Below are 24,216 nucleotides of genomic sequence, written 5' to 3' on the forward strand. Positions count from 1 at the left end.
GGTGACGACGGCTACCCCCGCCTCCGCCTACGGTCGTGTACGTGACCGAGACGACCCACACCCAGCCGCTGCCGCCGGAGCAGCCGGACGGCGCGTTCGAACCGTACAAGCCGCGCAGCCCGGAGGTCCGGGCGGCGCTGGAGGCGCTGAGCAGGCTGCGCCAGGACCTGTTCCAGGACGCCTTCGCCTACCGGCCGTTGCCCCCGATGAGCATCGACCGCCCGTTCGTCCGCCGTCTCCCCGTCCGGTGGCGGGAGTACGCGGCCTGGACCCCGCATCTCGCGGTGGCCGCGGCCGGGGTGGTGGCGCTGCTCGCGACCGTCGCGGACCGCTCGATGGGATCGGTCGGGACCCTGCTGGCCGGTCTGATCGTGCTGGCACCGGTGCTGCTCACGCTGGCGCGTCCGGTCGCCGCCTTCTGGCTGTCGCTCGTCGCGAGCTGGGCCGGCATGGTGCTGGGCGGAGCCTGGGGCGACTGGCCGTGGACGATGGGCAGCTTCATCTCCCACCTGGTGGTGCTCACGGTCGTCGCGGTCCGCACCCGTCCGCGTACGGCGGCCTGGATGTGGGCGATCACCGCGTTCTACAGTTTCGCGGTCGTGTCGACCCTGGGCGGCGGCCACTACGGCAACGACGCCGGTTCGATGCTGGTGGTCTCCGCGATAGCCCTGCTGGCCGTCACCGTCCGGCAGATCCGCCGGGAGGCCGAGCAGACGGTGACCGCGCAGCAGACGCAGACGGCGCACGAGCGTTCGCGGCGCACGCTCCTCGAAGAGCGCACGACGATCGCCCGTGAACTGCACGACGTGGTGGCCCATCACATGTCGGTCGTCGCCATCCAGGCGGAGGCCGCCCCCTACCGGGTCGAGAACCCGCCGCCGGAGCTGGAGAAGGCGTTCGCCACGATCCGGGAGAACGCGGTGGCGGCGCTCACCGAACTGCGCCGCGTGCTGGGCGTGGTCCGGGCGGAGGACTACGAGGCGCCGGACGCCCCGCAGCCCACCCTCGCCGACCTGGACGCGCTGCTCGGCAATGTGCGGGAGGCGGGCCTGACCGTCGACAAGGGGGTGACCGGAGCGGTCCGCGAACTCCCGCAGGGCGTCGAGCTGTCGGCGTACCGGATCGTGCAGGAGGCGCTGAGCAACACCCTGCGGCATGCGCCGGGGGCGAGCGCCCGCGTCGAGATCGGGTACGTCATCGGCGGCCTGGGCCTGCGCGTCGTCAACGGCCCTGCGCCGCAGCCCGCCCTCATCAAGCCGTCCCCCGGCGCCGGTCACGGCATCACGGGCATGCGGGAGCGGGTCTCCATGCTGAACGGCGAGATGACGGCGGCCGCCACGGCCGAGGGGGGCTACGAGGTGACGGTGTTCCTGCCGGCCACCGCCGCCGGAGCCGACGCATGACCATCCGGGTGGTGATCGCGGACGACCAGATGATGGTGCGCGAGGGTTTCTCGGTCCTGCTGAACGCGATGCCGGACATCGAGGTCGTCGGTGAGGCGGTCAACGGCCGCGAGGCGGTGGACCGGGTCCGTGAACTCGCGCCCGACGTGGTCCTGATGGACATCCGCATGCCCGAGCTGAACGGCATCGAGGCGACCCGGGAGATCGTGGCCGCCGACACCACGTCCAAGGTCCTCGTCCTGACCACCTTCGACCTCGACGAGTACGTCTACCAGGCCCTGCGCGCCGGAGCCTCCGGCTTCCTCCTCAAGGACGCCTCGGCCCGCCAACTCGCGGACGGGGTGCGGGTGGTGGCCGGCGGGGAGGCACTCCTGGCCCCCTCGGTCACCCGGCGCCTGATCACCGAGTTCTCGAAACTCTCCGACACCCCGCGCCTGATGCCCGCGGCCCACGCGGCCTACGGCGACCTCACCGACCGGGAGACGGAGGTCCTGGTCCTCATCGCCCAGGGCCTGTCCAACGCGGAGATGGCCGAACGCCTGGTGGTGGCCGAGTCGACCATCAAGACCCACGTCAGCCGCATCCTGGTGAAACTGGGCCTGCGCGACCGCACCCAGGCGGCGGTGTTCGCCTACGAGGCACGGCTGGTGACGCCGGGGTAGGACGCCGGGGCGGCACGGGAAACGCACATGCCATGCGCACTGTCGATATTGCGATTCGATCGCGGGCGGTACGGGTGTGGACACGGTGTGCTGCAGTTGTGTTTGAATGGTGAAGAAATCAGCCACCTGGCTGGTTCCCTTCCTCCTCTTCCCGTTCTTCCCACTCCCGTTTCCCCGGCGGGAGCCGCAGCCGTCCCCTCTGCTCCCCACCCCGTCCCCGTCCCCGTTTCGCGTGAAGAAAGTTGCCGCGATGACCGCTGACGTGTCCGAGTTCCACTACGGCCTGGTCACCCCGATAGCCGCCTACCTGATGGCCTGTCTGGGTGCCGTGCTGGCCCTGCGCTGCACGACCCGTTCGATCGGCCGCAGGCACGGAGAGAAACGATTCGGCTGGCTCGCCCTCGGTGCGGTGTCCCTCGGCTGCGGCATCTGGACCATGCACTTCATCGCGATGATCGGCTTCAGCGTCGACGGCGCCCTGGTCAGCTACGACACCGGCCGGACGGTGCTGAGCCTCTTCGTCGCCATCGCGGTGGTCGCCGTCGGCGTCTTCCTGGTCGGCTACCGGGGCTCGGGCCCCGTCACCCTCGGCACCGCCGGAGTCCTCACCGGCCTCGGCGTGGCGGCGATGCACTACCTCGGCATGACCGCCATGAACACCGGCGGCAGCGTGCACTACGACACCACGGTCGTCGTCCTCTCCGTGGTGATCGCCGTGGTCGCCGCGACCGCCGCGCTCTGGGCGGCGGTGTCGATCAGCGCGGTCTGGGCGACGATCGGCGCCAGCCTGGTGATGGGCGCGGCCGTCTCGACCATGCACTACACCGGGATGGCCGCGGTGAGCGTCCACGTCGCCCAGATGCAGACGGGCGGCCAGTCCTCGACGAGCCTGCTGGCCTTCCTCCTGCTCATGCTGGCCGGCCCGGTGGCGGCCCTGATCCTGGCCGCGGCGATCGTCATGTTCGACCCCGAGGTCGTGGGCGGCCAACGCGACTGGGCCGACGCCGACACCCCCGCCGCCCCCGCCCCGATCCCCCAGCCCTGGCACCCCACCGGCCACCAGCAGTCCCTGACGGACCGGCGTTACACGCCCTGACGGACGCGGGCTCACCCGAACGCGCGTACGTGTCGGCGGGGCAGCGGCAGCCGCGCGTGGTGAGGTGATGCGGGCGGCGGGAACCGGGCCGGAAGGCCGGCTCGCCGCCCGTCTCTTCCTTGCCGAGATGGGGAGCCTTCATGCGCGGCGTACTCAGATCCGTTGCCGTGGCGGGAAGTGCCGCCTGTGCGCTCCTGGGGCCGTCGACGGCCCCGGCCGGCTCCGCGGCCGTGGCAGCGGTCGTGCCTCATCCCGTACGGGCGGCCGAAGAGGTGCGAGGTGGAGGAAACGGCGGAGGCGGCACCCTCATCACCCGCCTGCGTACACCCCCTACCGGCACGTCGATCGCCTCGCCCGCGCGCGACACCCTCTTCGCCTGCAAGGGCGGGACCCTCACCCGGCCCGACCGCCCGTGGATCGACGCGCACGGTGTGATCGACGTACGCAAGCGCCCGTTCGTGTCCGGGACCATGCACTGGCACAAGTACCTGAAGGTGACGACGACCGCGACCGGGCGGCGCTTCCAGGGCAACGGGCTCCCGGACCACTCCACCGGGCGCTTCCCCGTGCAGCAGGGCACCCCCGCCTACCCGTACTACGCGGAGATTCCCGCGCACGGATACCCCAACGCCGCCGCGATCCCCATCGAGCCGTGGAACCTCGACGTCACCGTCCCCCGCGAACCGTCCGTCCGGGCGCAGCCCACCTGTATCGACCAGCTGACGACCGGGATGGCACTGGCGGGCGGCACCTTCCACCTGGAGGTGGCCACCGACGCGGAGGACCGGCCGGTCGATCCCAACGCGGCCCTGCCGCTGGACCGTTGCTGGGGCCATCCGTACGACACGCAGTACCACTACCACGGCCCCTCGCAGACCTGTTTCGGCAGCAAGTCCTCGAGCGCGGCCACGAACACCGGTTCCCGTGCCCGGCACTCACCGCTCGTGGGATACGCCATCGACGGCTTCGGGATCTTCGGCCCCCGCGGCGAGGACGGAAAGATCGTGAAGAACAGCGACCTGGACGTCTGCCACGGCCACACCCACGCGATCACGTGGGACGGCCGGAAGGTCGTCATGTACCACTACCACCTCAACGGAGAGTATCCGTACTCCGTCGGATGCTTCCGAGGGAAGCCGGTGACGGTCCCCGGGTCCGGGCACGGCTGGCACTAGGCGGCGCCTCACGCCGCGGCAAGTTCGCACCACACGTACTTGCCCCGGTTGCCGAACCTGGACAGTGGCTGCCAGCCCCACAGGTCGGAGCAGGCCCGGACGAGGGCGAGCCCTCTGCCGCCGTCGGCAAAGGTGTCCGATCCGCCCGGGAAGACGGGGGGTTCGGGGTCCGCGTCCCACGCGCCGACCCGCAGCACCCCGCCCGCGTGACGCACCCGCAGGGCCACCGGCCCCTTGGTGTGCCGTACGGCGTTGGAGACCAGCTCCGCCGCGAGGAGTTCGGCGGTGTCGACCAGCGTGACCAGGCCGTGCATGGTGAGGATCATCCGTAGCGTGCGGCGACAGATCGGGACGGCTCTGGGGTCGTTCGGGACGTAGAGCGAGTACTCCCAGGAGTCGCTTCCGGGCATGCGTGAACTCCGTCCGGGTGGTGGGGGGTTGCGGTCGTCGGGCGGTGGCATTGCCACAGCCGCCGTGGCAGGGCGGAGCGGTGCGCTTCCGGGGGCCCGGGGTTCCGCAGGGTGTGCGTGGCGTCACTGACGGTAGGGCAATAATTATTGCCGCTGCAACCCGCTGGCGTAATCTGGCACTCGAAAGAGGCTCGCCGACACGGGTGTTGAGGGCAGGAGGGCGGATGCCGCTGAGAGGCCATGCCACCGCACGGCAGGTGCGCCTGGGCACCGAGCTACGGCGGCTGCGCGACGCGGCCGGACTGAAAGCGCGTGACGTGGCCGCTGCGCTGAATTCGACCTCGGCCCAGATAAGCCAGATGGAGCTTGGCTTCGCGGGTGTCAGCGAGGAACGGGTGCGTCGCCTCGCTGCGCACTATGCCTGCATGGACGAGGCGTTGATCGAAGCGTTGGTGGCCATGGCGACCGACCGCACGCGCGGCTGGTGGGAGGAGTACCGGAACGTGCTTCCGCCGGTGTTCCTCGACACTGCCGAAGCCGAGCACCACGCGACGTTCCTGCGCGAGGTCGTCATCATGCTTGTCCCCGGACTGCTGCAGACCGCCGACTACGCCCGCGCGGTCTACACGTACATGCGTCCCGAGCTGCCCGAGAGCGAGGTGGCCTCCCGTGTGGAGCATCGGCTGAAGCGGCGGGTCGTCATCGAGGGGGACAACCCCACTCCGTACGAGACGGTCATCCACGAGTTCGCCCTGCGCGTCCATGTATCGGATCGCCGGACGTCCCTCGCTCAACTCCGTTACATGCTGGACCAGATCGATGCGGGCCATGCGACGGTGCGAGTCATCCCCGTCGGCTACGAGGGTTTCGCCGGCGCCGGAGATTCGATGATGTACTTGGGTGGTCCCGTGCCCAAGTTGGACACCGGGCTGCGTGACTCGCCCACCGGTGCTGGTTTCTGCGATGCGGAGGCGCAGTTGGGAAAGCTGCGCACCCTGTTTCGCCAGGTGAAGAATGCCTCCCTGGATCCGGCGGCGTCACGGGATCTCATTGACCGGGTGGCGAAGGAACTGTGAATGCACTGGCGGAAGTCGACCTACTCCAGCGGAGGTGACGGCGACACCTGCGTCGAAATCGCCACCCTCCCCACCCGAATAGCCGTCCGCGACTCCAAAGCCCCCACCCGCGCCACCCTCTCCTTCCCCACCCCTGCCTTCGCCGCCCTCATCGATCACCTCAAGGTCGTGCCGGACGGGCCCGGTGAAACCGCTCCGCCGATCGGGTGAAGCCGCAGCTCGCAGCCTGTTGGCGGGACGGGCGTCCCCGCTACACAAAAGATCAGGATCAAGCACCTGGAGCGCGGCCTGGCCGCCCTCGCGCTGACCGCTGTCCCCCTCCTCGCCACCGCCCTGCCCGTCCAGGCGGCCGCGGTGCCGCGGTACTTCCAGATCACCACGCACCTCAACGGCAAACCGGTCCGGCAAGAAGCTCGTCAACGGCGCCGAACAGCACTGTCTCGACGTGCGGAACGGCGAGGTCAACGCCGCCGCCCAGGTCGTCGGCGACTGCCACGGGCTGGCCAACCAGCGCTGGTACAAGGACGGCAACTGGCTGCGCACCGAGGTCGACAACCAGTGCCTGAGCATCCAGAACAGCGGTGACCCGAGCGAGCACGCGGGCGTCAACCTCCGCAACTGCGGCCCGTACGCCTGGCAGTACTGGAACCTGCCCGCCGCCTGAGCACTGAGACACCCCTGGTCAGGAGGGGGACCGGCGGTCTAACGTCCGTCCATGGCAGCCTTCGACCCCTGGGACCCGGACTTCCTGGCCGACCCGTACCCCACCTACGCCGAGCTCCGCGCCCGGGGCCGGGTGCAGTACTTCGAGCCCACCGACCAGTGGCTGGTTCCACGGCACGCCGACGTCTCGGCGCTGCTGCGGGACCGGCGGCTGGGGCGGACGTACCAGCACCGGTTCACGCACGAGGACTTCGGGCGGACCGCGCCGGCCCCCGAGCACGAGCCGTTCCACACGCTCAACGACCACGGCATGCTCGACCTCGAACCGCCGGACCACACCCGCATCCGCCGCCTGGTGTCGAAGGCGTTCACCCCGCGCACGGTCGAGCGGCTCAAGCCGTACGTGGCCCGGCTCGCCGGAGAACTCGTCGACGGCCTGGTGGCCATCGGCGGCGGCGACCTGCTCACCGATGTCGCCGAGCCCCTCCCCGTCGCCGTCATCGCCGAGATGCTCGGCATCCCGGAGTCGGACCGCGCCCCGCTGCGCCCCTGGTCGGCGGACATCTGCGGGATGTACGAGCTGAGCCCGTCGGAGGAGACGGCGACGAAGGCGGTCCGGGCCTCCGTGGAGTTCTCCGACTACCTGCGGGAGCTGATCGCCGAGCGGCGCAAGGAGCCGGGCGACGACCTGATCTCCGGGCTCATCGCCGCGCACGACGAGGACGACGACCGCCTCACCGAGCAGGAGATGATCTCCACCGCCGTACTCCTGTTGAACGCCGGCCACGAGGCCACCGTCAACGCCACGGTCAACGGCTGGTACGCCCTCTTCCGCAACCCCGCCCAGCTCGCCGCCCTCCGCGCCGACCACTCCCTGATCCCCACCGCGATCGAGGAGCTGATGCGCTACGACACCCCGCTCCAGCTCTTCGAACGCTGGGTGCTGGACGAGATCGAGATCGACGGGACCACGATCCCGCGCGGCGCCGAGATCGCCATGCTCTTCGGCTCCGCCAACCACGACCCCGACGTCTTCGCGTCCCCCGACCGCCTCGACCTGACCCGCCGCGACAACCCGCACATCTCCTTCAGCGCCGGCATCCACTACTGCATCGGCGCACCGCTGGCCCGCATCGAACTGGCCGCCTCCATGACGGCCCTGCTGGAACGGGCACCGACCCTGACCCTGGCGGCGGAACCGGACCGGAAGCCGAACTTCGTGATCCGGGGGCTTGAGGGGTTGCGGGTGGAGGTGGGGTGATCATCGGTTCGGCTGATCAGCGACTGATTCCGGGTGATGTACGCGAGTGACTCGTCAAGCTGGTGTCTGCCTGCGAAGGGAGGCACCATGACGGTTATGGCAGAGCGCACCTCGTCCCAGATGTCGGTGGACGTGTTCGATCGAATCTCAGAATTCGCCGAGCGCGTGGACGACACCGTCAGGCTCGAATTCATCGACGGACGGATCGGGGTCAAGAAGGTGACGAACGGCGACCACGGCTCGATCATCATGTGGTTGATCCGCCAGTGCATGCGGGCTCGGCCGGAACTCGACCTCAATCCGACACAGGGGCTGAAAGTGGAGGCGTACCGCCGAGGCCGGGCCCGGCCCGATGGTGCCCTCGCACCCGTGGGGCATTTCGCAGGGCAGGGGGACTGGGCCGAGACCCGTGGGGTGTTGATGGTCGTCGAGGTCACGTCGTACGACTCGGACACCCACAACCGGGACCGGGGCGAGAAACCCCACGCCTACGCCGAGGCAGGAATCCCGGTCTACTTGCTGATCGACCGCGACAGTCTCTCGACCCTCGTGCACAGCAACCCCGACCCGGAGGACGGATACCGGGACATCCACGTGGTGAAGCTCGGGGGCAAGGTCTCTCTCCCCGATCCCGTCGGCATCGAACTCGACACCGAGGAACTCAAGCAGTACATCGACTGAGAGTCCGCTGTCAGCCGGTCGCGTCACGTCTCCGGCAGGCTCGCCGCCAACCGCACGACTGCGTCGACCTGCGCGTTCAGCTCCACGAAATCACTCGGCCAGCCCTCGAACTTCACCCACAGCTCCCGGCCGCCCATCGCCACCGACTCCGCGTGCTGCCCCAGACCCAGTCGGTGCATCTTCCGGTACTGCACCCGTGCGGGCGACCGCTCCTCGGCGAGGCGGACCAGGACCGTCATGGGCATATCGGTGCCCGTCTCGGGGTCCCGGTGCGTGGAGCAGCTGATGCCCACCTCGACGCCGTCCCGGTGGCCCACGGCCAGCAGCGACCCGCGAAAGTGCGGGCTCGTCGGCAGCTCCCACCCTTCCCCGTCGGTGGTGAACGCCGCCGGGTCGGTCTCGCAACGCCCCCCGTTGAGGCTTGCCCAGGCGAGCAGGATCACGCGGCTGTTCTCCCGCCGGTCCGCGGCCTGCTCCTCGTCGCCCAGCGTCGTGGCGATGAGTAAGAACCCGATCACGAATGCGGCGATGGGAAGGGGCACCTTCCACTGCCACGGCACTGGCAAGAACAACTCGACGACGAGGAAGAGCACTGCCGTGAACCCTCCGACGGCCGCACCCATGAGCAGCGTGACGCGCGTGTCGTCCGGAAGACGCATGTAACGAAGTAGACCACCCCTTGCCGTCAACTGCCCTGTCCCGGACGGTATTTGTGCCAAACGAACAGGCGGCCGGTGTCAGGACGCGCCCAGACCGCGGGACTTGAGCCGGATCTCCTGGACCGCGCCCGGGCCGAGGTCCGGACCGCGCCCCCCCGTCGTCCGTCCCGTGTGTGTCCGTGACGGGAGGGAGGACACAGCGGGCCGTCGAACGGTTGCACCCCCGCCCGCCCCTCAGGCCGTGAGGTCCCGCCTCCGCAGACCCGCCAGCCCCGCGGCCGTCAGCACCGCCGCCAGCCCGAGCAGGAGCGCCACCGGCCCCCACTCCATCCCCCCGCCCGGCAGCTTCGGCAGGTGGGCGAAGGGGGAGAGGTCCAGGACGAGTTGCGGGGCGTTCAGGGCCGGGCCCACCCAGCCGATCAGGAGGACCGCCACGGCCACGCCCCAGGACGCGGGGGCACAGACGCGGGGTGCCACGCCGTACAGGAGCAGCGCCAGGCCGCCGATCAGCCAGACCGCCGGGAGCTGCACCAGGCAGGCGCCCAGGACCGGGCCCACCTGCCTGCCGTAGCCGACGGCGAAACCCGCTCCGGCGAGGAGCATGATCAGGGCCGATCCGGCGAACGCGATCGTCAGGTGGCCGGCCGCCCAGCGCAGCCGGCCCACCGCGCAGGCCAGGAGCGGTTCGGTGCGGCCCGAGGTCTCCTCGCCGTTGAGGCGGAGGACCGATGCCACCACGTACAGCGCGGCGAGCAGCCCCAGCGTCCCGATCATCGAGGCGAGGAACGCGTCCGTCAGCCCGTTCCGGCCGCCCATCCGCTCGAAGATCCGGCGCGCGTTGTCGTTGTCGCCGACCAGGTCGGCCGCGCCCTGGGTCAGGCCGCCGTAGACCACGCCGGCCAGGAAGAAGCCGAGCGACCAGCCGAGCACACCGCCCCGCTGCAGCCGCCAGGCGAGCGCGGCGGCGGAGCCGAGGCGGCCGGCGGCCGGGCCAGGGCGGGTGGGGAAGAAGCTCATGCCGAGGTCGCGCCGCCCGGCCAGGACGTAGGCCACCGCCGCCTGTGCGAGCACCGCGGCCGTGAACAGGAGCAGCACCCACCAGCGTTCGCCGGCGAAGGGCCGCAGGTTCTCCAGCCAGCCCAGAGGGGAGACCCACGTCCACGGCGAGGAGCCGTCGCCGGTCGCCGAGTCGCCCGCCGCGCGGAGCACGAAGGCCGCGCCCAGGACGGCGGCGGTGAGGCCCCTCGCCAGCCGGGCGCTCTCCGTGAGCTGGGCGGCGATCGCCGCCGTCGTCGCGAAGACCATGCCGGTGGCGGCCACGCCGAGGCCGAGGGACAGCGCCCCGGCCGCGCCCTGCCCCGCCAGGCCCGCGGTGATGAGCAGGGCCAGCACCCCGTTGGCCACCGCCGCCGCCAGCAGGGCCGCGGTCAGGGCCGCCCGGCGGCCCACCGCGCCCGACGCCACGAGCTCCGCGCGGCCGGTCTCCTCCTCGTCGCGGGTGTGGCGTACGACGACGAGCAGGCTGGTCACGGCCGCGAGGAGACCGGCGTACACGCCCACCCGCCACGCCGTCAGGCCTCCGAGAGAGGTGTCGTGGAGCGGGCCGATCAGGGCGCGGAAGGAGGCGTTGGTCTGCAACTGGCGGACCAGGTCCGTGCGTTCGGCCGCCGTGCCGTACAGGCTCTGCAGGGTGCTCGGCATGGAGAGGACCATCAGGGCGTTGACCGCGATCCACACCGGGGTCGTCACCCGGTCGCGGCGGAGCGCGAAGCGCAGCAGGGTGCCGGTGCCGGCGAGGGTGCTCATCGGGCGGCCGCCGCGTCCTGGTCCTGGTAGTGGCGCAGGAAGAGTTCCTCCAGGGTCGGGGGCGTCGAGGTCAGGGATCGTACGCCGGTCTCGCTCAACGACCTGAGTACGGCCGTGAGCTGGTCGGTGTCGACCTGGAGACGGACGCGACGGCCCTGGACGTCGAGGTCGTGGACGCCGGGGAGATGCGCCAACCCGTTGGGCGGACCGGCGAGTTCGGCGGTCACGCTGGTACGGGTGAGGTGGCGCAGGTCGGCGAGCGAGCCGGACTCGACGGTACGGCCGCCCCGGATGATGCTGACCCGATCGCACAACTCCTCGACCTCGCTGAGGATGTGGGACGACAGCAGGACCGTCCGGCCCCGCTCCCGCGCCTCCTCCACACAGCGCTGGAAGACCTCCTCCATCAGGGGGTCGAGGCCGGAGGTCGGTTCGTCGAGGATCAGCAGGTCCACGTCGGAGGCGAACGCGGCGACCAGGGCGACCTTCTGCCGGTTGCCCTTGCTGTAGGTGCGGCCCTTTTTGGTCGGGTCGAGTTCGAAGCGGTCGATGAGTTCGGACCGGCGCGCCGTGTCGAGTCCGCCCCGCAGCCGGCCGTAGAGGTCGATGACCTCGCCGCCGGAGAGGCTGCGCCAGAGGGTCACGTCGCCGGGGACGTAGGCGATCCGGCGGTGCACCTCCACGGCGTCCGCCCAGGGGTCGCGGCCCAGGATCTGCGCGGCGCCCGAGTCGGCGCGCAGCAGGCCGAGCAGCACCCGGATCGTGGTCGACTTCCCGGAGCCGTTGGGACCGAGGAAGCCGTGCACCTCGCCGGCCTCGACGGACAGGTCGAGGCCGGCCAGGGCCTGGGTGCGGCCGAAGGACTTGTGGAGCCCGGCGACCGTGATTGCCTTCGTCATGGTTCAGAACGTACGCTTCTTTCAGAAAATTGTGAAGTTAAGGAAGTGTCTGAAGCTTGGATAGGGTGAGCCCATGACGGAAACAGCCGGTGGCCGGGACACGGAGGCCGTGTCGAAATTCGTCGAGTCCTTCGCGGCGCAGCTCGTCGAGGCCGGGATGCAGCGCATGCCCGCCCGCATCTTCGCTGCCCTGCTCGCCTCCGACTCGTCCACCCTGACCTCCGCGGAACTGGGCGAGCAGCTCCAGGTCAGCCCGGCGGCGGTGTCCGGCGGGGTGCGCTATCTGGCGCAGCAGCACATGGTGGCGCGGGAGCGTGAGCCGGGGTCGCGGCGGGAGCGGTACCGGGTGCACAGCAACCAGTGGTACGAGGCGCTCACCAACCGCGAGGCCGTGATCAAGCGCTGGGAGACCGCCCTCAGGGAAGGCGTCACCAGCCTCGGCCGCGAGACCCCGGCGGGGCGGCGGATGGCCGAGACGCTCGCCTTCTTCGAGTTCGTGGACGGGGAGATCGCGGAGATGATGGAGCGGTGGCGGGTGCGCCGGGAGGAGCTGTTCGGCGCGGAGTGACCCCGCTCATCCCTTCTCCTCCTCGTCCTTGTACATGCGCGCCAGGTGTTCCTTGAGCAGGGCGTGGCGGAACTGGTACACGGCGCCCGAGTGGCGCAGGACGCCTCGGCGGTGGGCGTCCTTCAGGAAGGCGTCCACATCCCGGGGCAGCCGGCCGGTCAGCGGCAGCCAGACGCGGGACAGCGCGATCCAGTGGCCCCAGGCGGTCAGCGCGAGCCCGTAGGCGAGGCCGAGTCCGAGCCCGAGGACGAGCGTGAAGTACGCCCAGTCCGGGATGTCGCCGGCCCTCCCGTAGAACAGCCAGCCCACCACCCCGAAGACCAGCGTGTTCGCGAGCGACTGCTGGAGTACCGCCGTGCGGCTGGTCCGCAGGAGGCGGGCGGGGTCGTTCGTGGAGCCGGCGGGGAGCGGGGCGGCGAGTGCCGCCGACAGGGCGTACGCGAGTCCGACCACGGGCCCGTAGCCGAGGGCGCTGGCGACCGCGGAGGCCAGCACGGTCCCGAGTGCGGCCCCGTCTCCCGTCGCCAGGTCGGTCACCAGCGGGCCCACGATCGAGAACACGAGCCCGGCCGAGAACGCGGCCGCGTATCCGATCATCAGCCGTGGTCCGACCACCCGCCTGAAGTGCCGGATCACACCCCTGAGCCGCAGGCGTCTGACCGCGGGCCCGCCGCCTCCGCCGCCGTAGGCGAGCCCGAGGGCCAGCCCGGACCCCAGTCCGCCCGCGAGCCCGTAGCGCAGCCCGGTCAGCAGGGTCGGCCCGAGTGCCGTTCCGTTCACGGCGCCGACTGCGAGCCCGGTCGCGAGCCAGGTGACGAACCCGAACCCGAATCCGCCGGTGAGCCCGACCAGCAGCCTGCGGCCGAACGTCCGGCGGGACGGCCGCGTTCCACCGAGGAGCCGCATGGTGACACCGGCCGGTACCCGCGCCCTGCCCCCGTGCGTGAGCGCGTTCACCAGCCCGAACCCCGTTCCCGTCAGCAGCCCGAGGAAGGCTCCGTTGAGGGGCACGGCCGCGACCCAGTACGGGGGTTTGGGCACCACGAACGGCATCAGCGACCAGAGCACGAGCATGTCGAGGAGCCCGAAGGCGAGCCCGGTCACCGTCCCGACCAAGACCGTGCGCGTGGGACGGCTCAGCGTTCTGCTGCCCAGCTCCCACCACTTGAGGTCATGTCCGTCGCCGAGCTGGTGAGCGAGATAGCCGAGCCACTCCTGGACCCGCGCACGGTCGTCGTCTTCGGTCCCGTCCCGGTAGACGACGGGAAGGAAACCGCTCAGCAGGCCGTCCTCGACCGTGTCGCGGGTGCCCGACCGCCCGGCTCTCAGCAGCGCCTCCGGTCCGCGCGCCGCGCCCTCGGGGCCGCCCGTACCGCGCTCGCCGTGGACGATCGCGGCCAGGTGGACCATCAGGGGCGTGGACAGGGCGGTGCCCAGTGGGCCGTCGGGGTCGGCCGACATCTCCTGCCGCACCTGTTTCCAGCCGGATCCGGCCTTCGGCGGACTGCTGAGCCGCAGATACTCCACCGCGGCGACAGGGGAGAGACCGACCAAGGTGATCACGGCGGCCCGATGCAGCCCCCTGGTGTCCAGCACGGCTTGTCGGTAGGCGTCGACGCGGCTGGTGAGGACGTACGGCCGGGAGGCGTCGTCGAGTTGGTTGCGGGCCTTGTCCCGCAGTCGTTCGGGGATCTCGTCGAAGCCGTCCAGGACGGGCATGATCAGGTTCCCGCGCACCAGCTCGTCCGCCAGTGTGGTCCTTCCGTCGGCGGTGAGGGCGCGCAGCCACGGCTGGTCGCGGATCAGCTGGCGGCTCAGCCAGGCGTCGAGCGAGTCCTCGTCCAGGTTCCACGACCCGAGGCTGAAGATCTCGGGTACGGCCGCGCCGGGTTCACGGCCCGCCAGCCGCTCCAGTACGAACCGCTGGCTGAGCACTGTCTTTCCCGAACCGACGTCGCCCAGCACCACGAGCCGGCGGTACGGAAGGCGTTCGTGGAGCTCGGCGATCCGGTCCAGATCTCCGGTCAGGCTCTCCTCGGCCCGGTCCCCCCAGACGTTCTCGGGGTGGTCCGACTCGAACGTCTCCTCGTCCGCCTTCGCCCACAACACGGGCAACCGCATCGGATCGTCGAGCCGGCGGAGCCTGGCCTCGGCCTGCCAGCGCTTCCCGACCGCCGAAGCCAGTTCGTCGGCTGTCCGGGCCAACTCCTCCGCCGTCGCGGCCGGTCTGTCCGCTCCCCGGGCCAGTCTGCGGATCACCCTGGCCAGTTCGACCCACCACTGCCTGAGATGGACGTGGACGTGCACCGCGCCGATCTTCTGGGCGTTGATCTGCGTTCCGTCGCCGTTCTGGACGGAAGTCTGGTGGAACGCCGGTTCGTTGCCGGGAGAAGGACCGCCCCCATCGCCCCCGGCCGGCTCCTCAGCCATCCTCCCCCCGGCGCCGCCTGAACCACATCGCGCTCCCGAACGCGACCGAGGCCACGGCCAGCACTCCGAGCGCCGCCCGCAACGAGACCGGTAAGGGGGTGCGGTCCTGGGCGGAGGTGTGCAGGTCGGAGGCGGTCTCGGGGGCGCCGGCCGTCGGGGCGCCGCGGGGTACGGCCGCCTTCGACGCCCTCGGCGTACCGCCGGCGGTGGCCGAGCCGCTCGGGTCGGGGGTGCGGGAGGGGCCGGGGCCGCCGGTGGGCCCGGTGCCGTGCGAAGTGCCCCGGCCGGCCCCCGCACCGGAGGCACCCCCGCTCGCACCCGAACCGGATCCAGCACCCCCGGCAGCCGTACCCGTACCCGTACCCGTACCCGTCCCCGCACCCGTCCCCGTCCCCGCGCCCGTCCCGGTCGGCGTCGGGCGTGGCCGGGTCGCGGGCAGGATCCGGAGTGACGTCACGACGCCGCTCTGCCCGGAGGCCGGCCCGCAGGAGGCGTTCACCGTGCCCAGCTGGGTCGGGCTGCCGTCCGCCGTCCGCGGGGTGAGGTGCAGGGTCACGTCGCCGACGGAGACCTTCGCCGTGCCGGCCCGGGTGAAGCGCAGCGGCGGCATGGCCCCGTCCGCCCTCAGGGTCAGCGGGCCGGACGACGGGAGCTGGGTCACCGGGATGTCCAGCGGCAAGGTCCTGTCGGTGTCCCCGCCGGGCGCGGAGACCACGGTGGCCGCCTCGGCCGAGCCCTGGATGCTGGTCGCCCCGAAGACGCGGAGCCACTGCGGGACGAGGGGGTCGACCGTGGTCGTGGCCTCGATCGGCACGCGTGGGGTGGGACGGCCGACGGTGTAGGTGTCCGAGGAGTTCCACACGATCGACGCGGTCATCGGCGCTCCGCCCAGGCCCGGGAACGTACAGGCGAACTCGACCGTGGCGGAAGCCGCGTCCGCGCTCCCGGCACCCGCCGCGACGCCGACGCCGACGCCGCCGACGACGAGGCCGAGGGCGGCGACAGGTGCGGCCGCCCTGCGGCGGCCGACGACCCTGCGTAAGCCAACTTCTGCGCCGGTAAGGCCAGTTGGCAGTTCATCCGACATGGGCGCACTTTACGGAGGCACACCGGGGGGCGGCCGTGGGAACGGAGGAAGCTTCACCGCACTTCCATGACCGGCCGCCCCCGGTGTCCCAGGCGCCCCTGCTGTCCCTGCCCTACCGCTCCCTCGTCTCCTCCAGCACCGTCCGCCCCAGCAGCGCGTACCGCTCCGGTGCCCGGTGCTTGAGGTACTGCGCGTAGCCGACGCCCGTCGCCGCCACCAGCGCCACCAGCCACGGCGTCGCCTTCAGCAGCAGCGAGCCGGACTCCGTGCCGGCCGCGACGCCCATGTTGGACACCAGCAGGACGACCACGGCGAGCATCGCGACACCGCCGACGAGCGGGGCGGCGAAGGTCTTGAACCAGTGCCGGCTCTCGGGGTGGTTGCGACGGAAGTAGACCAGGACCGCGAACGAGCAGACCGCCTGCACCACCAGGATCGCCATGGTGCCGAGGATGGCGAGCAGGACGTAGAGGGCGTTGTACGGGTCCTTGCCCGCGATCCAGAACGCGGCGATCAGGACGGCGGAGATCACCGTCTGGACCAGGCCCGCGACGTGCGGGGAGCCGTGCCGGGCGTGGGTGCGGCCGACGGTGCGCTGGAGCGAGGGGAGGACGCCTTCCCGGCCCAGTGCGTACATGTAGCGGGCGGCGCAGTTGTGGAAGGCCATGCCGCAGGCCAGCGAGCCGGTGATCATCAGCCACTGCATGAGGACGACCGCCCAGTGGCCGACGTAGTGCTCGGTCGGGTTGAAGAAGAGCGCGAGCGGGTTCGCGGAGGAGGCGGCCTTCACGGCCTCCGCCTCGCCGTTGCCCGTGATGGCCATCCAGGAGACGAAGACGTAGAAGACACCGACGCCGAGGACCGAGATCATCGTCGCCTTGGGGATGATCTTCTTCGGGTCGCGGGACTCCTCGCCGTACATGGCGGTGGACTCGAAGCCGACCCAGGACCAGAAGGCGAAGAAGAGGCCGAGGCCGGCGCTCGTGCCCTTGAAGGCGTTGACCGGGTTGACCGGGCCGAAGGTGAAGCCGTGCGGGCCGCCGCCGTGCAGGGCGACCGAGATCGCCATCGCAGCGAGGACGGTCACCTCGGTGCCGAGGAGGACGACGAGCAGCTTCTCGGCGACGCTGACGCCGAACCAGGTGCCGGTCGCGTTGATGGCCAGCATCAGGATCGCGAACGCCCACCACGGGACGTCGAGTCCGGTCTGGTCCTTCAGGGTCGTGTTGGCGAAGACCGAGAAGATGCCGATCAGCGCCGGTTCGAAGACGACGTACGCGAAGGTGGCGAGCAGCCCCGACGCCAGGCCCGCGGTGCGGCCCAGGCCGTAGGAGATGAAGCCGTAGAAGGCACCCGTCGAGGTGATGTGCTTCGCCATCGACGTGAAGCCGACGGAAAAGATTGCCAGGACGACCATTGCGACGAGATAGCTCGCCGGGGCGCCGATGCCGTTGCCCGACGACACCATGAAGGGCACATTGCCCGTCATGGCGGTGATCGGCGCGGCGGTCGCGACGGCCATGAAGACCACCCCGAGCAGGCCGATCGCGTTGGGCTTCAGCCGGTGAACCGTGCCCTCGCCGCCTGTCTGCGTCGCCGGGGCGACTCCCTCGTCCACTGCCATCGGGATGGCCCCTCTCCTGCTGTTCGCTGGCTGTACTGGACCGGAACTCTGTAGGCCGAATGAGTCGGTAGAGGGTCTCGGGGCGTTAAATGTTTGTCAACCAGACCTTTAGAAATCTGACGCAATCTGTCGGCAACACCCGGCTCGTACGGTCGCCGCCATGAGCACGTACACGGCCACCCTCGGCGGCGAACGCCACCGCTTCGACTCCCTGGCCCGCCTGCTGGCCGCCGCGAGCCCGGAACGCTCCGGCGACCGGCTGGCCGGCCTCGCCGCCGCGAGCGCCCGGGAACGGGTCGCGGCCCGCTGGGCGCTCGCCGAGGTGCCGCTCGCGACCTTCCTGACCGATCCGGTGATCCCGTACGAGGACGACGACGTGACCCGGCTGATCCTGGACACGCACGACGCGGCCGCCTTCGCACCCGTCGCCGGGCTGACCGTCGGCGAGTTCCGGGAGTGGCTGCTCGCGGCGGACAGCGGGGCGCTGGCCGCCGTGGCGCCGGGGATCACGCCGGAGATGGCCGCCGCCGCGTCCAAGCTGATGGGGAACGCGGACCTGGTCGCCGTCGCCCGCAAGGTGCGCGTGGTCACCGCGTTCCGCTCCACGATCGGCCTGCCGGGGCGGCTCGCCACCCGGCTCCAGCCCAACCACCCCACCGACGACCCGGCGGGCGTGGCGGCCGCCCTCCTCGACGGCCTCCTCCTCGGCTCCGGCGACGCGGTGATCGGCATCAACCCGGCGACGGACAGCCCCAAGGCGGTCCGCGACCTGCTGGAACTCCTCGACGGAGTGATCGGCCGCTACGCCATCCCCACCCAGTCCTGCGTGCTGTGCCACGTCACCACCAGCGTGGACCTGATGGAGCGCGGCGCCCCGGTCGACCTGGTCTTCCAGTCCATCGCCGGCACCCAGGCGGCGAACGCCTCCTTCGGGGTGACCCTCCCGCTGCTCGACGAGGCGTACGAGGCGGCGCGCGGGCTGCGCCGGGGGACCGTCGGCGACAACGTCATGTACTTCGAGACCGGGCAGGGCAGCGCCCTGTCGGCCGACGCGCACCACGGCGTCGACCAGCAGACCGTGGAGGCACGGGCGTACGCGGTGGCCCGCCGCTACGACCCGCTCCTCGTCAACACCGTCGTCGGCTTCATCGGCCCGGAGTACCTCTACGACGGCCGGCAGATCCTGCGCGCCGCCCTGGAGGACCACTTCTGCGGCAAGCTCCTCGGCCTGCCCATGGGCCTGGACATCTGCTACACGAACCACGCCGACGCCGATGACGACGACATCGCCACCATGCTGACCATGCTCGCCGTCGCCGGCGCCTCCTTCGTGATCTGCACACCGGGCGGCGACGACATCATGCTCAACTACCAGTCGGCCTCCTACCACGACGCGTTGTACCTGCGCGAGGTGCTGGGCCTGCGCCCGGCGCCGGAGTTCGAGGCCTGGCTGGAGTCGATCGGCCTGCTGGCGGAGGACGGCGGGGTGCGCGAGGTCAGCGGCCATCCGCTGACGGCGATCGGAAGGGAACTGGCCGCATGACCGAGACGGCTCTCAGGAACGACGAGCTGTGGCCGCTGCTGCGCCGCCACACCCAGGCGCGGATCGGTCTCGGCCGCTCCGGCTCCGCCCTCCCCACCCGGCACCGCCTGGGCCTCCAGGCCGCCCACGCGGCCGCCCGGGACGCGGTGCACTCGCCGTTCGACCCGGACGCGGTGGCGGCGGGCCTGCCGGGCCTGCCGACGGTACGGGTCCGCAGCGCGGCCGGCGACCGGCTGACCTACCTGCAGCGCCCCGACCTGGGCCGCCGGCTCGACCCCGTGGACCGGGCGCACCTGCCGGCCGACGGTGACCGGGACGTCGTCTTCGTGGTCGCCGACGGGCTGTCCAGCCGGGCGGTGCACGAGCACGCGGCGGCGGTGGTCCGGGCGACGGCGGCCCGTCTGACCGGCTGGCGCATCGCCCCGGTGGTGCTCGCGGAACAGGCCCGGGTGGCCCTCGGCGACGACATCGCGCACACGATGGGTACGGCGCTGGTGGTCGTCCTGATCGGGGAACGGCCCGGCATGTCGGCGGCGGACTCCCTGGGCGCGTACCTGACGTACCGGCCGGTGCCCGGCGTGACCACGGACGCGGACCGCAACTGCCTGAGCAACATCCGGCCGCCCCTGGGGCTGACGTACGAGGCGGCGGCGGGCAAGCTGGCCGCGCTGCTGAGCAGGGGCCGTGAGCTGGGACGGACCGGGGTGGCCCTGAAGGACGAGAGCGACGCGGACGGCTTGGAGCCGCTCCCTGCGACGTCACCCGCTACGGCGCCCCCGGCACCGTAAGCCCCCAGGCCCCCTCCACCACCCGCCACGTCCGGCGGCGTACCGGGCCCGTCACGCCGCCGTCGGCCCGGTAGCGGAAGTCCGAGCCGGTCACCGTCACCGTGCGCCCGGCGGCCCGTACCGGGGTCGCCTCGGCGCCCACCGACAGCGGGCGCACCTCCACCTCGGCCAGCCCGTCGAGGCCGCCCGGGGTCACCGAGATGCCCTCCACGGGCTGGTCCAGGTCGATCACCGTCTCCCCGTCGACCTCGACCCGCAGCCGCGCGGGCGGCCCGGGGCGGGGCACGGCCGGGATCGGTCGGGGACCCGACAGGGACCGTACGAGGTGCTGGTAGGGCCGCAGCCACCCGCGCGCATCCGGCACCGGTTCCGGAGCCATCGCCACGGCCGCCAGCGGCGGTATCCGCAGCGCGCCCAGCACCACCCCGTCGCTGTCGTCGACCAGCAGGTCCAGGCGCCGTTCCACCCCGTCCAGGACCGCCCGTGCCGCCGCCACGGCACCGGCGGGCACCCCCAGCGTGTGCGCGACGCTCAGCGCGCCCCCGACCGGGACCATGGACAGCACGCATCCGGCCAGCTCCCGCCGGCGGTGCAGGAGGGTCACCGTGCGGACCAGGGCGCTGTCGTCGCCGACGACCACCGGCCGCCGCGAGCCCCGGCGGGCCAGTACGCGGGCGAATTCCTCGGGGCCGTCCGGCATGCACACCTTCGCGGCCGCACCCGCGCTGAGCACGTCTTTCGCGATCCGGACGGACTCACCGTCCGTTTCCCGTGCCGCCGGATCGATGATCACCAGCAGCTGATCGGACGTCGCGAATGTCGCCACCTCGGTCGTGCCTCGCTTCCTCGGGTAGCATCACTGTGCAAGAGCCCCTTGCGCTATTGCGCCAGGGGCTTCGTCTATTCCGGGGCATCCGGTCCGACGGTTGTGCGGCCAACGACGGCCGCGGTGGTACGCGGCGCTGAACCTTACGCGCACGCCCCTGACCTTGGACATGCCCCGCCCGGAAGGGGTGTACGCGCGTGCCCGCACTTGTGCTGCTCGGTGCTCAGTGGGGTGACGAAGGCAAGGGAAAGGCGACGGACCTGCTAGGTGGATCCGTCGACTATGTGGTGCGCTACCAGGGCGGCAACAACGCCGGTCACACGGTCGTCGTCGGCGACCAGAAGTACGCGCTCCACCTCCTCCCTTCCGGAATCCTCTCGCCTACTTGTATCCCGGTCATCGGCAACGGAGTCGTCGTCGACCCGTCGGTCCTGCTCTCCGAGCTGAGCGGTCTGAACGAGCGTGGCGTCGACACGTCCAAGCTCATGATCAGCGGTAACGCGCACATCATCACGCCGTACAACGTGACCGTCGACAAGGTGACGGAACGCTTCCTCGGAAAGCGGAAGATCGGTACGACGGGGCGCGGCATCGGCCCGACCTACGCCGACAAGATCAACCGGGTCGGCATCCGGGTCCAGGACCTGTACGACGAGTCGATCCTGACCCAGAAGGTCGAGGCGGCCCTCGACGTCAAGAACCAGATGCTGACCAAGCTCTACAACCGGCGCGCGATCGCCGTGGAGCAGGTCGTGGAGGAGCTGCTCGGCTACGCGGAGAAGCTCGCCCCGTACGTCGCCGACACGGTCCTGGTCCTCAACCAGGCCCTGGAGGAGAACAAGGTCGTCCTGTTCGAGGGCGGCCAGGGCACGCTCCTCGACATCGACCACGGCACGTATCCCTTCGTGACGTCCTCGAACCCGACCGCGGGCGGCGCCTGCACCGGCTCCGGTGTCGGCCCGACGAAGATCTCCCGTGTCATCGGCATCCTGAAGGCGTACACGACCCGCGTCGGCGCCGGCCCGTTCCCGACCGAGCTCTTCGACGCGGACGGCGAGGCCCTGCGCCGGATCGGCGGCGAGCGCGGTGTGACGACGGGCCGCGACCGCCGCTGCGGCTGGTTCGACGCGGTCATCGCCCGCTACGCGACCCGCGTGAACGGCCTGACCGACTTCTTCCTCACCAAGCTCGACGTCCTGACCGGCTGGGAGCAGATCCCGGTCTGCGTCGCGTACGAGATCGACGGCAAGCGGGTCGAGGAACTCCCGTACTCGCAGACCGACTTCCACCACGCGAAGCCGATCTACGAGACCCTGCCCGGCTGGTCCGAGGACATCACCAAGGCGAAGTCCTTCGCGGACCTGCCGAAGAACGCCCAGAAGTACGTCAAGGCGCTGGAGGAGATGTCCGGCGCCCCGATCTCCGCGATCGGCGTGGGCCCGGGCCGGGACGAGACGATCGAGATCAACTCGTTCCTGTAGAGCTGCGGTTGGACGACGCACTTGGGCCGGTCTTGGTAATCCTTGACCGGCCCTTGGGCTTTCCGTGGTTACGCCGGTAACGGGCGACGGCCAGCATCTACGCGGGTAGCCCGCCGCCTCCCGCATGCCACACCCGTCCTCTCCGCCTTCCCAGGAGCCCTGAATGCCCGTCAATCCCATGAACCGCCGTGAGTTCGTGCAGAAGTCCGCCGTCACCGGCGCTGCGGTGGCCGTCGCGGGAACGGTCGGTACCGGCACCGCCCAGGCCGCCGAGTCCGGCCACGGCCACGCCAAGCCCCCGAAGGCGCCCAAGACCTGGTCGTTCTCCATCCTGGGCACCACCGACCTGCACAGCCACGTCTTCAACTGGGACTACTACACCAACGCGGCCCCGGTGGACTCCAGAGGCAACACGTACGGCATCGCGCGCATCGCCACCCTGGTGAAGAACCTCCGCAAGGAGAAGGGCGAGCACCGGGTGCTGCTCGTCGACGCGGGCGACATCATCCAGGGCACGTCCCTCGCGTACTACTACGCGAACGTCGACCCGATCACCGGCAAGGACGGCAAGCGCGGCCCCAAGCACCCCATGGCGGTCGCCATGAACGAGATGCGCTACGACGCGGCCGCCCTCGGCAACCACGAGTTCAACTACGGCATAGAGGTCATCCGCACCTTCGAGAAGCAGTGCGACTTCCCGCTGCTGGGTGCCAACGCCCTGGACGCCAAGACGCTGAAGCCGGCCTTCCGGCCCTACACCGTCAAGCACATCAAGGTCCCGCACGGCCCGGACATCAAGGTCGGCATCCTCGGCCTCACCAACCCGGGCATCGCCCTGTGGGACAAGGACAACGTCTCCGGGAAGATGGCCTTCACGGGCCTGGTCGAGCAGGCGAAGAAGTACGTGCCGCGGCTGCGCGCCCTCGGCTGTGACGTCGTCTTCCTCACCGACCACTCGGGTCTGGACGGCTCGACGTCGTGGGGCGACGAACTCCCCTACGTGGAGAACGCGTCGAACCTGGTCGCCGAGCAGGTCCCCGGCATCGACGCGATCCTCGTCGGCCACACCCACGTCGACGTCCCGACCTACACGGTGAAGAACGCGGAGACGGGCGAGGAGGTCCTCCTCTCCGAGCCGTACTGCTACGGCTACCGCCTCTCCGTCTTCGACTTCGAGCTGGAGCTGGTGAACCACTCCTGGAAGATCACCAAGAAGACCGCCACCACCCTGAACAGCAACACGGTCGCCGAGGACCCGCGGATCACCGAACTCCTCACCGCCGACCACAACCTGGTCGTCAAGTACGTCAACACGGCGATCGGCACCTCCACGCAGAACATGTCGACGGCGGAGGCCTGCTGGAAGGACGTGCCCGCCATCGACTTCATCCACGAGGTCCAGACGGAGGCGGTGAAGGCGGGCCTGTCCGCGGCGGACGCGGCGCTCCCGCTGATCTCGGTGGCCGCGTGCTTCAGCCGTACCGCCGACATCCCGGCCGGCAACGTGACGATCCGCGACATCGCCGGTCTCTACATCTACGAGAACACGCTGTACGGCAAGAAGCTGACCGGCGCCCAGCTCAAGGACTACCTGGAGTACGCGGCGAAGTACTACCACCAGGTCCCGTCCGGCACGGCGGTGGACACCGCCACCCTCACCAACGCCAACAGCTTCTGGGACTACATGTACGACACCGCGTCCGGCGTCTCGTACGAGATCGACATCGCGGCGGCCGAGGGCTCCCGCATCAAGAACCTCACCTACGACGGCGCGGCGGTCGCCGACGACCAGGTCTTCGTCGTCGCCGTCAACAACTACCGCGCCAACGGCGGCTCCGGCTACCCGCACATCGCCGCCGCGGAGACCGCGTACAGCTCCACCAACCAGGTCCGGGACCTGATGATCGCCTACGCCACGGCCAAGGGCACCATCGACCCGTCGACCTTCGCGGCCACCAACTGGAAGCTGACGCAGGGCGGCACGCCCGTCTTCTAGTACCTCGCCGATGTGCCAAGTGGTGGGGCCCCCCGCCGGGGGGGGCCCCCCCGTTTTTTTTTTGCGAATAAATAGGGGCAGG

General features: G+C 70.8%; 22 protein-coding genes. 14 read left to right on the forward strand and 8 right to left on the reverse strand.

Features of this window, described 5'->3' with window-relative positions; genetic code table 11:
* The first annotated feature begins 41 nt into the window (after window positions 1-41).
* From ACFWPQ_RS09815 to ACFWPQ_RS09830, 4 genes are all read left to right on the forward strand, one after another.
* A complete protein-coding gene (locus ACFWPQ_RS09815; protein ID WP_384031748.1) occupies window positions 42-1,403 on the forward strand; it encodes a sensor histidine kinase in 1,362 nt (453 codons plus the stop codon).
* Complete coding sequence (locus ACFWPQ_RS09820) at window positions 1,400-2,065, forward strand: response regulator transcription factor (protein ID WP_361286478.1); 666 nt, start codon at window positions 1,400-1,402, stop codon at window positions 2,063-2,065. The genes ACFWPQ_RS09815 and ACFWPQ_RS09820 overlap by 4 nt, the downstream gene beginning before the upstream one ends.
* 250 nt (window positions 2,066-2,315) lie before the next feature.
* The gene (locus tag ACFWPQ_RS09825; protein WP_384031750.1) at window positions 2,316-3,161 is read left to right on the forward strand and encodes an MHYT domain-containing protein; all 846 of its coding nucleotides are present in this window, start codon (window positions 2,316-2,318) and stop codon (window positions 3,159-3,161) included.
* Window positions 3,162-3,301: 140 nt separating this feature from the next.
* The gene (locus ACFWPQ_RS09830) at window positions 3,302-4,336 is read left to right on the forward strand and encodes a YHYH protein (RefSeq protein ID WP_384031752.1); all 1,035 of its coding nucleotides are present in this window, start codon (window positions 3,302-3,304) and stop codon (window positions 4,334-4,336) included.
* Window positions 4,337-4,344: 8 nt separating this feature from the next.
* Here the strand turns inward: ACFWPQ_RS09830 and ACFWPQ_RS09835 are convergent, their stop codons facing one another.
* On the reverse strand, window positions 4,345-4,746 hold the full coding sequence (locus ACFWPQ_RS09835) for an ATP-binding protein (RefSeq protein WP_384031754.1): 402 nt from the start codon (window positions 4,744-4,746) through the stop codon (window positions 4,345-4,347).
* Between the two features lie 224 nt (window positions 4,747-4,970).
* Between ACFWPQ_RS09835 and ACFWPQ_RS09840 the strand changes: the two genes are divergently transcribed.
* From ACFWPQ_RS09840 to ACFWPQ_RS09860, 5 genes are all read left to right on the forward strand, one after another.
* A complete protein-coding gene (locus ACFWPQ_RS09840) occupies window positions 4,971-5,822 on the forward strand; it encodes a helix-turn-helix domain-containing protein (protein ID WP_384031756.1) in 852 nt (283 codons plus the stop codon).
* On the forward strand, window positions 5,823-6,032 hold the full coding sequence (locus ACFWPQ_RS09845) for a DUF397 domain-containing protein (protein WP_384031758.1): 210 nt from the start codon (window positions 5,823-5,825) through the stop codon (window positions 6,030-6,032). It begins immediately after the preceding gene.
* A gap of 100 nt (window positions 6,033-6,132) precedes the next feature.
* A complete protein-coding gene (locus ACFWPQ_RS09850) occupies window positions 6,133-6,486 on the forward strand; it encodes an RICIN domain-containing protein (RefSeq protein ID WP_384031930.1) in 354 nt (117 codons plus the stop codon).
* A 51-nt stretch (window positions 6,487-6,537) separates the two neighbouring features.
* Window positions 6,538-7,746 (forward strand): cytochrome P450, encoded by a 1,209-nt coding sequence (locus ACFWPQ_RS09855; RefSeq protein WP_384031760.1) that lies wholly within the window; start codon window positions 6,538-6,540, stop codon window positions 7,744-7,746.
* A gap of 87 nt (window positions 7,747-7,833) precedes the next feature.
* Complete coding sequence (locus ACFWPQ_RS09860) at window positions 7,834-8,427, forward strand: Uma2 family endonuclease (protein ID WP_384031762.1); 594 nt, start codon at window positions 7,834-7,836, stop codon at window positions 8,425-8,427.
* Between the two features lie 23 nt (window positions 8,428-8,450).
* On the opposite strand, the gene ACFWPQ_RS09865 is transcribed toward ACFWPQ_RS09860, so the two are convergent.
* The 3 genes from ACFWPQ_RS09865 to ACFWPQ_RS09875 all read right to left on the reverse strand — a co-directional run bounded on the left by ACFWPQ_RS09865 (window position 8,451) and on the right by ACFWPQ_RS09875 (window position 11,791).
* On the reverse strand, window positions 8,451-9,086 hold the full coding sequence (locus ACFWPQ_RS09865) for a hypothetical protein (protein ID WP_384031764.1): 636 nt from the start codon (window positions 9,084-9,086) through the stop codon (window positions 8,451-8,453).
* 234 nt (window positions 9,087-9,320) lie between these two features.
* Entirely contained in the window at window positions 9,321-10,892 is a 1,572-nt protein-coding gene (locus tag ACFWPQ_RS09870; RefSeq protein ID WP_384031766.1) for an ABC transporter permease, read from the reverse strand.
* Window positions 10,889-11,791, reverse strand: coding sequence for an ATP-binding cassette domain-containing protein (locus ACFWPQ_RS09875; protein WP_384031768.1), 903 nt, complete (start codon window positions 11,789-11,791; stop codon window positions 10,889-10,891). Before ACFWPQ_RS09875 ends, ACFWPQ_RS09870 begins: the two co-directional genes overlap by 4 nt.
* A 73-nt stretch (window positions 11,792-11,864) precedes the next feature.
* Between ACFWPQ_RS09875 and ACFWPQ_RS09880 the strand changes: the two genes are divergently transcribed.
* Entirely contained in the window at window positions 11,865-12,359 is a 495-nt protein-coding gene (locus ACFWPQ_RS09880) for a GbsR/MarR family transcriptional regulator (RefSeq protein WP_384031770.1), read from the forward strand.
* Window positions 12,360-12,365: 6 nt separating this feature from the next.
* Here ACFWPQ_RS09880 and ACFWPQ_RS09885 read toward each other — a convergent pair whose 3' ends face one another.
* From ACFWPQ_RS09885 to ACFWPQ_RS09895, 3 genes are all read right to left on the reverse strand, one after another.
* Window positions 12,366-14,789: an NACHT domain-containing protein gene (locus tag ACFWPQ_RS09885; protein WP_384031772.1), complete on the reverse strand. Its 2,424-nt coding sequence runs from the start codon at window positions 14,787-14,789 to the stop codon at window positions 12,366-12,368.
* Window positions 14,782-15,876: a DUF6801 domain-containing protein gene (locus ACFWPQ_RS09890; protein WP_384031774.1), complete on the reverse strand. Its 1,095-nt coding sequence runs from the start codon at window positions 15,874-15,876 to the stop codon at window positions 14,782-14,784. Before ACFWPQ_RS09890 ends, ACFWPQ_RS09885 begins: the two co-directional genes overlap by 8 nt.
* A 112-nt stretch (window positions 15,877-15,988) precedes the next feature.
* Complete coding sequence (locus ACFWPQ_RS09895) at window positions 15,989-17,500, reverse strand: APC family permease (RefSeq protein ID WP_384031776.1); 1,512 nt, start codon at window positions 17,498-17,500, stop codon at window positions 15,989-15,991.
* A gap of 160 nt (window positions 17,501-17,660) precedes the next feature.
* On the opposite strand from ACFWPQ_RS09895, the gene ACFWPQ_RS09900 reads away from it, so the two are divergent.
* Complete coding sequence (locus ACFWPQ_RS09900; RefSeq protein WP_384031778.1) at window positions 17,661-19,043, forward strand: ethanolamine ammonia-lyase subunit EutB; 1,383 nt, start codon at window positions 17,661-17,663, stop codon at window positions 19,041-19,043.
* Window positions 19,040-19,831, forward strand: a complete 792-nt coding sequence (eutC, locus tag ACFWPQ_RS09905; RefSeq protein ID WP_384031780.1) for an ethanolamine ammonia-lyase subunit EutC — start codon at window positions 19,040-19,042, stop codon at window positions 19,829-19,831. Before ACFWPQ_RS09900 ends, eutC begins: the two co-directional genes overlap by 4 nt.
* Here the strand turns inward: eutC and ACFWPQ_RS09910 are convergent.
* Complete coding sequence (locus ACFWPQ_RS09910; RefSeq protein WP_384031782.1) at window positions 19,809-20,657, reverse strand: diacylglycerol kinase; 849 nt, start codon at window positions 20,655-20,657, stop codon at window positions 19,809-19,811. The two genes, eutC and ACFWPQ_RS09910, sit on opposite strands and share 23 nt — an antisense overlap.
* Window positions 20,658-20,854: 197 nt before the next feature.
* Here ACFWPQ_RS09910 and ACFWPQ_RS09915 point away from each other — a divergent pair, with 197 nt between their 5' ends.
* Together ACFWPQ_RS09915 and ACFWPQ_RS09920 are read left to right on the forward strand one after the other, a co-directional pair.
* Complete coding sequence (locus tag ACFWPQ_RS09915; RefSeq protein ID WP_384031784.1) at window positions 20,855-22,138, forward strand: adenylosuccinate synthase; 1,284 nt, start codon at window positions 20,855-20,857, stop codon at window positions 22,136-22,138.
* A 163-nt stretch (window positions 22,139-22,301) separates the two neighbouring features.
* A complete protein-coding gene (locus ACFWPQ_RS09920) occupies window positions 22,302-24,134 on the forward strand; it encodes a bifunctional metallophosphatase/5'-nucleotidase (protein WP_384031786.1) in 1,833 nt (610 codons plus the stop codon).
* Window positions 24,135-24,216: the final 82 nt, after the last annotated feature.

Origin of the sequence: Streptomyces sp. NPDC058464 (genome assembly GCF_042721035.1) — a bacterium.
Lineage (GTDB): Bacteria > Actinomycetota > Actinomycetes > Streptomycetales > Streptomycetaceae > Streptomyces.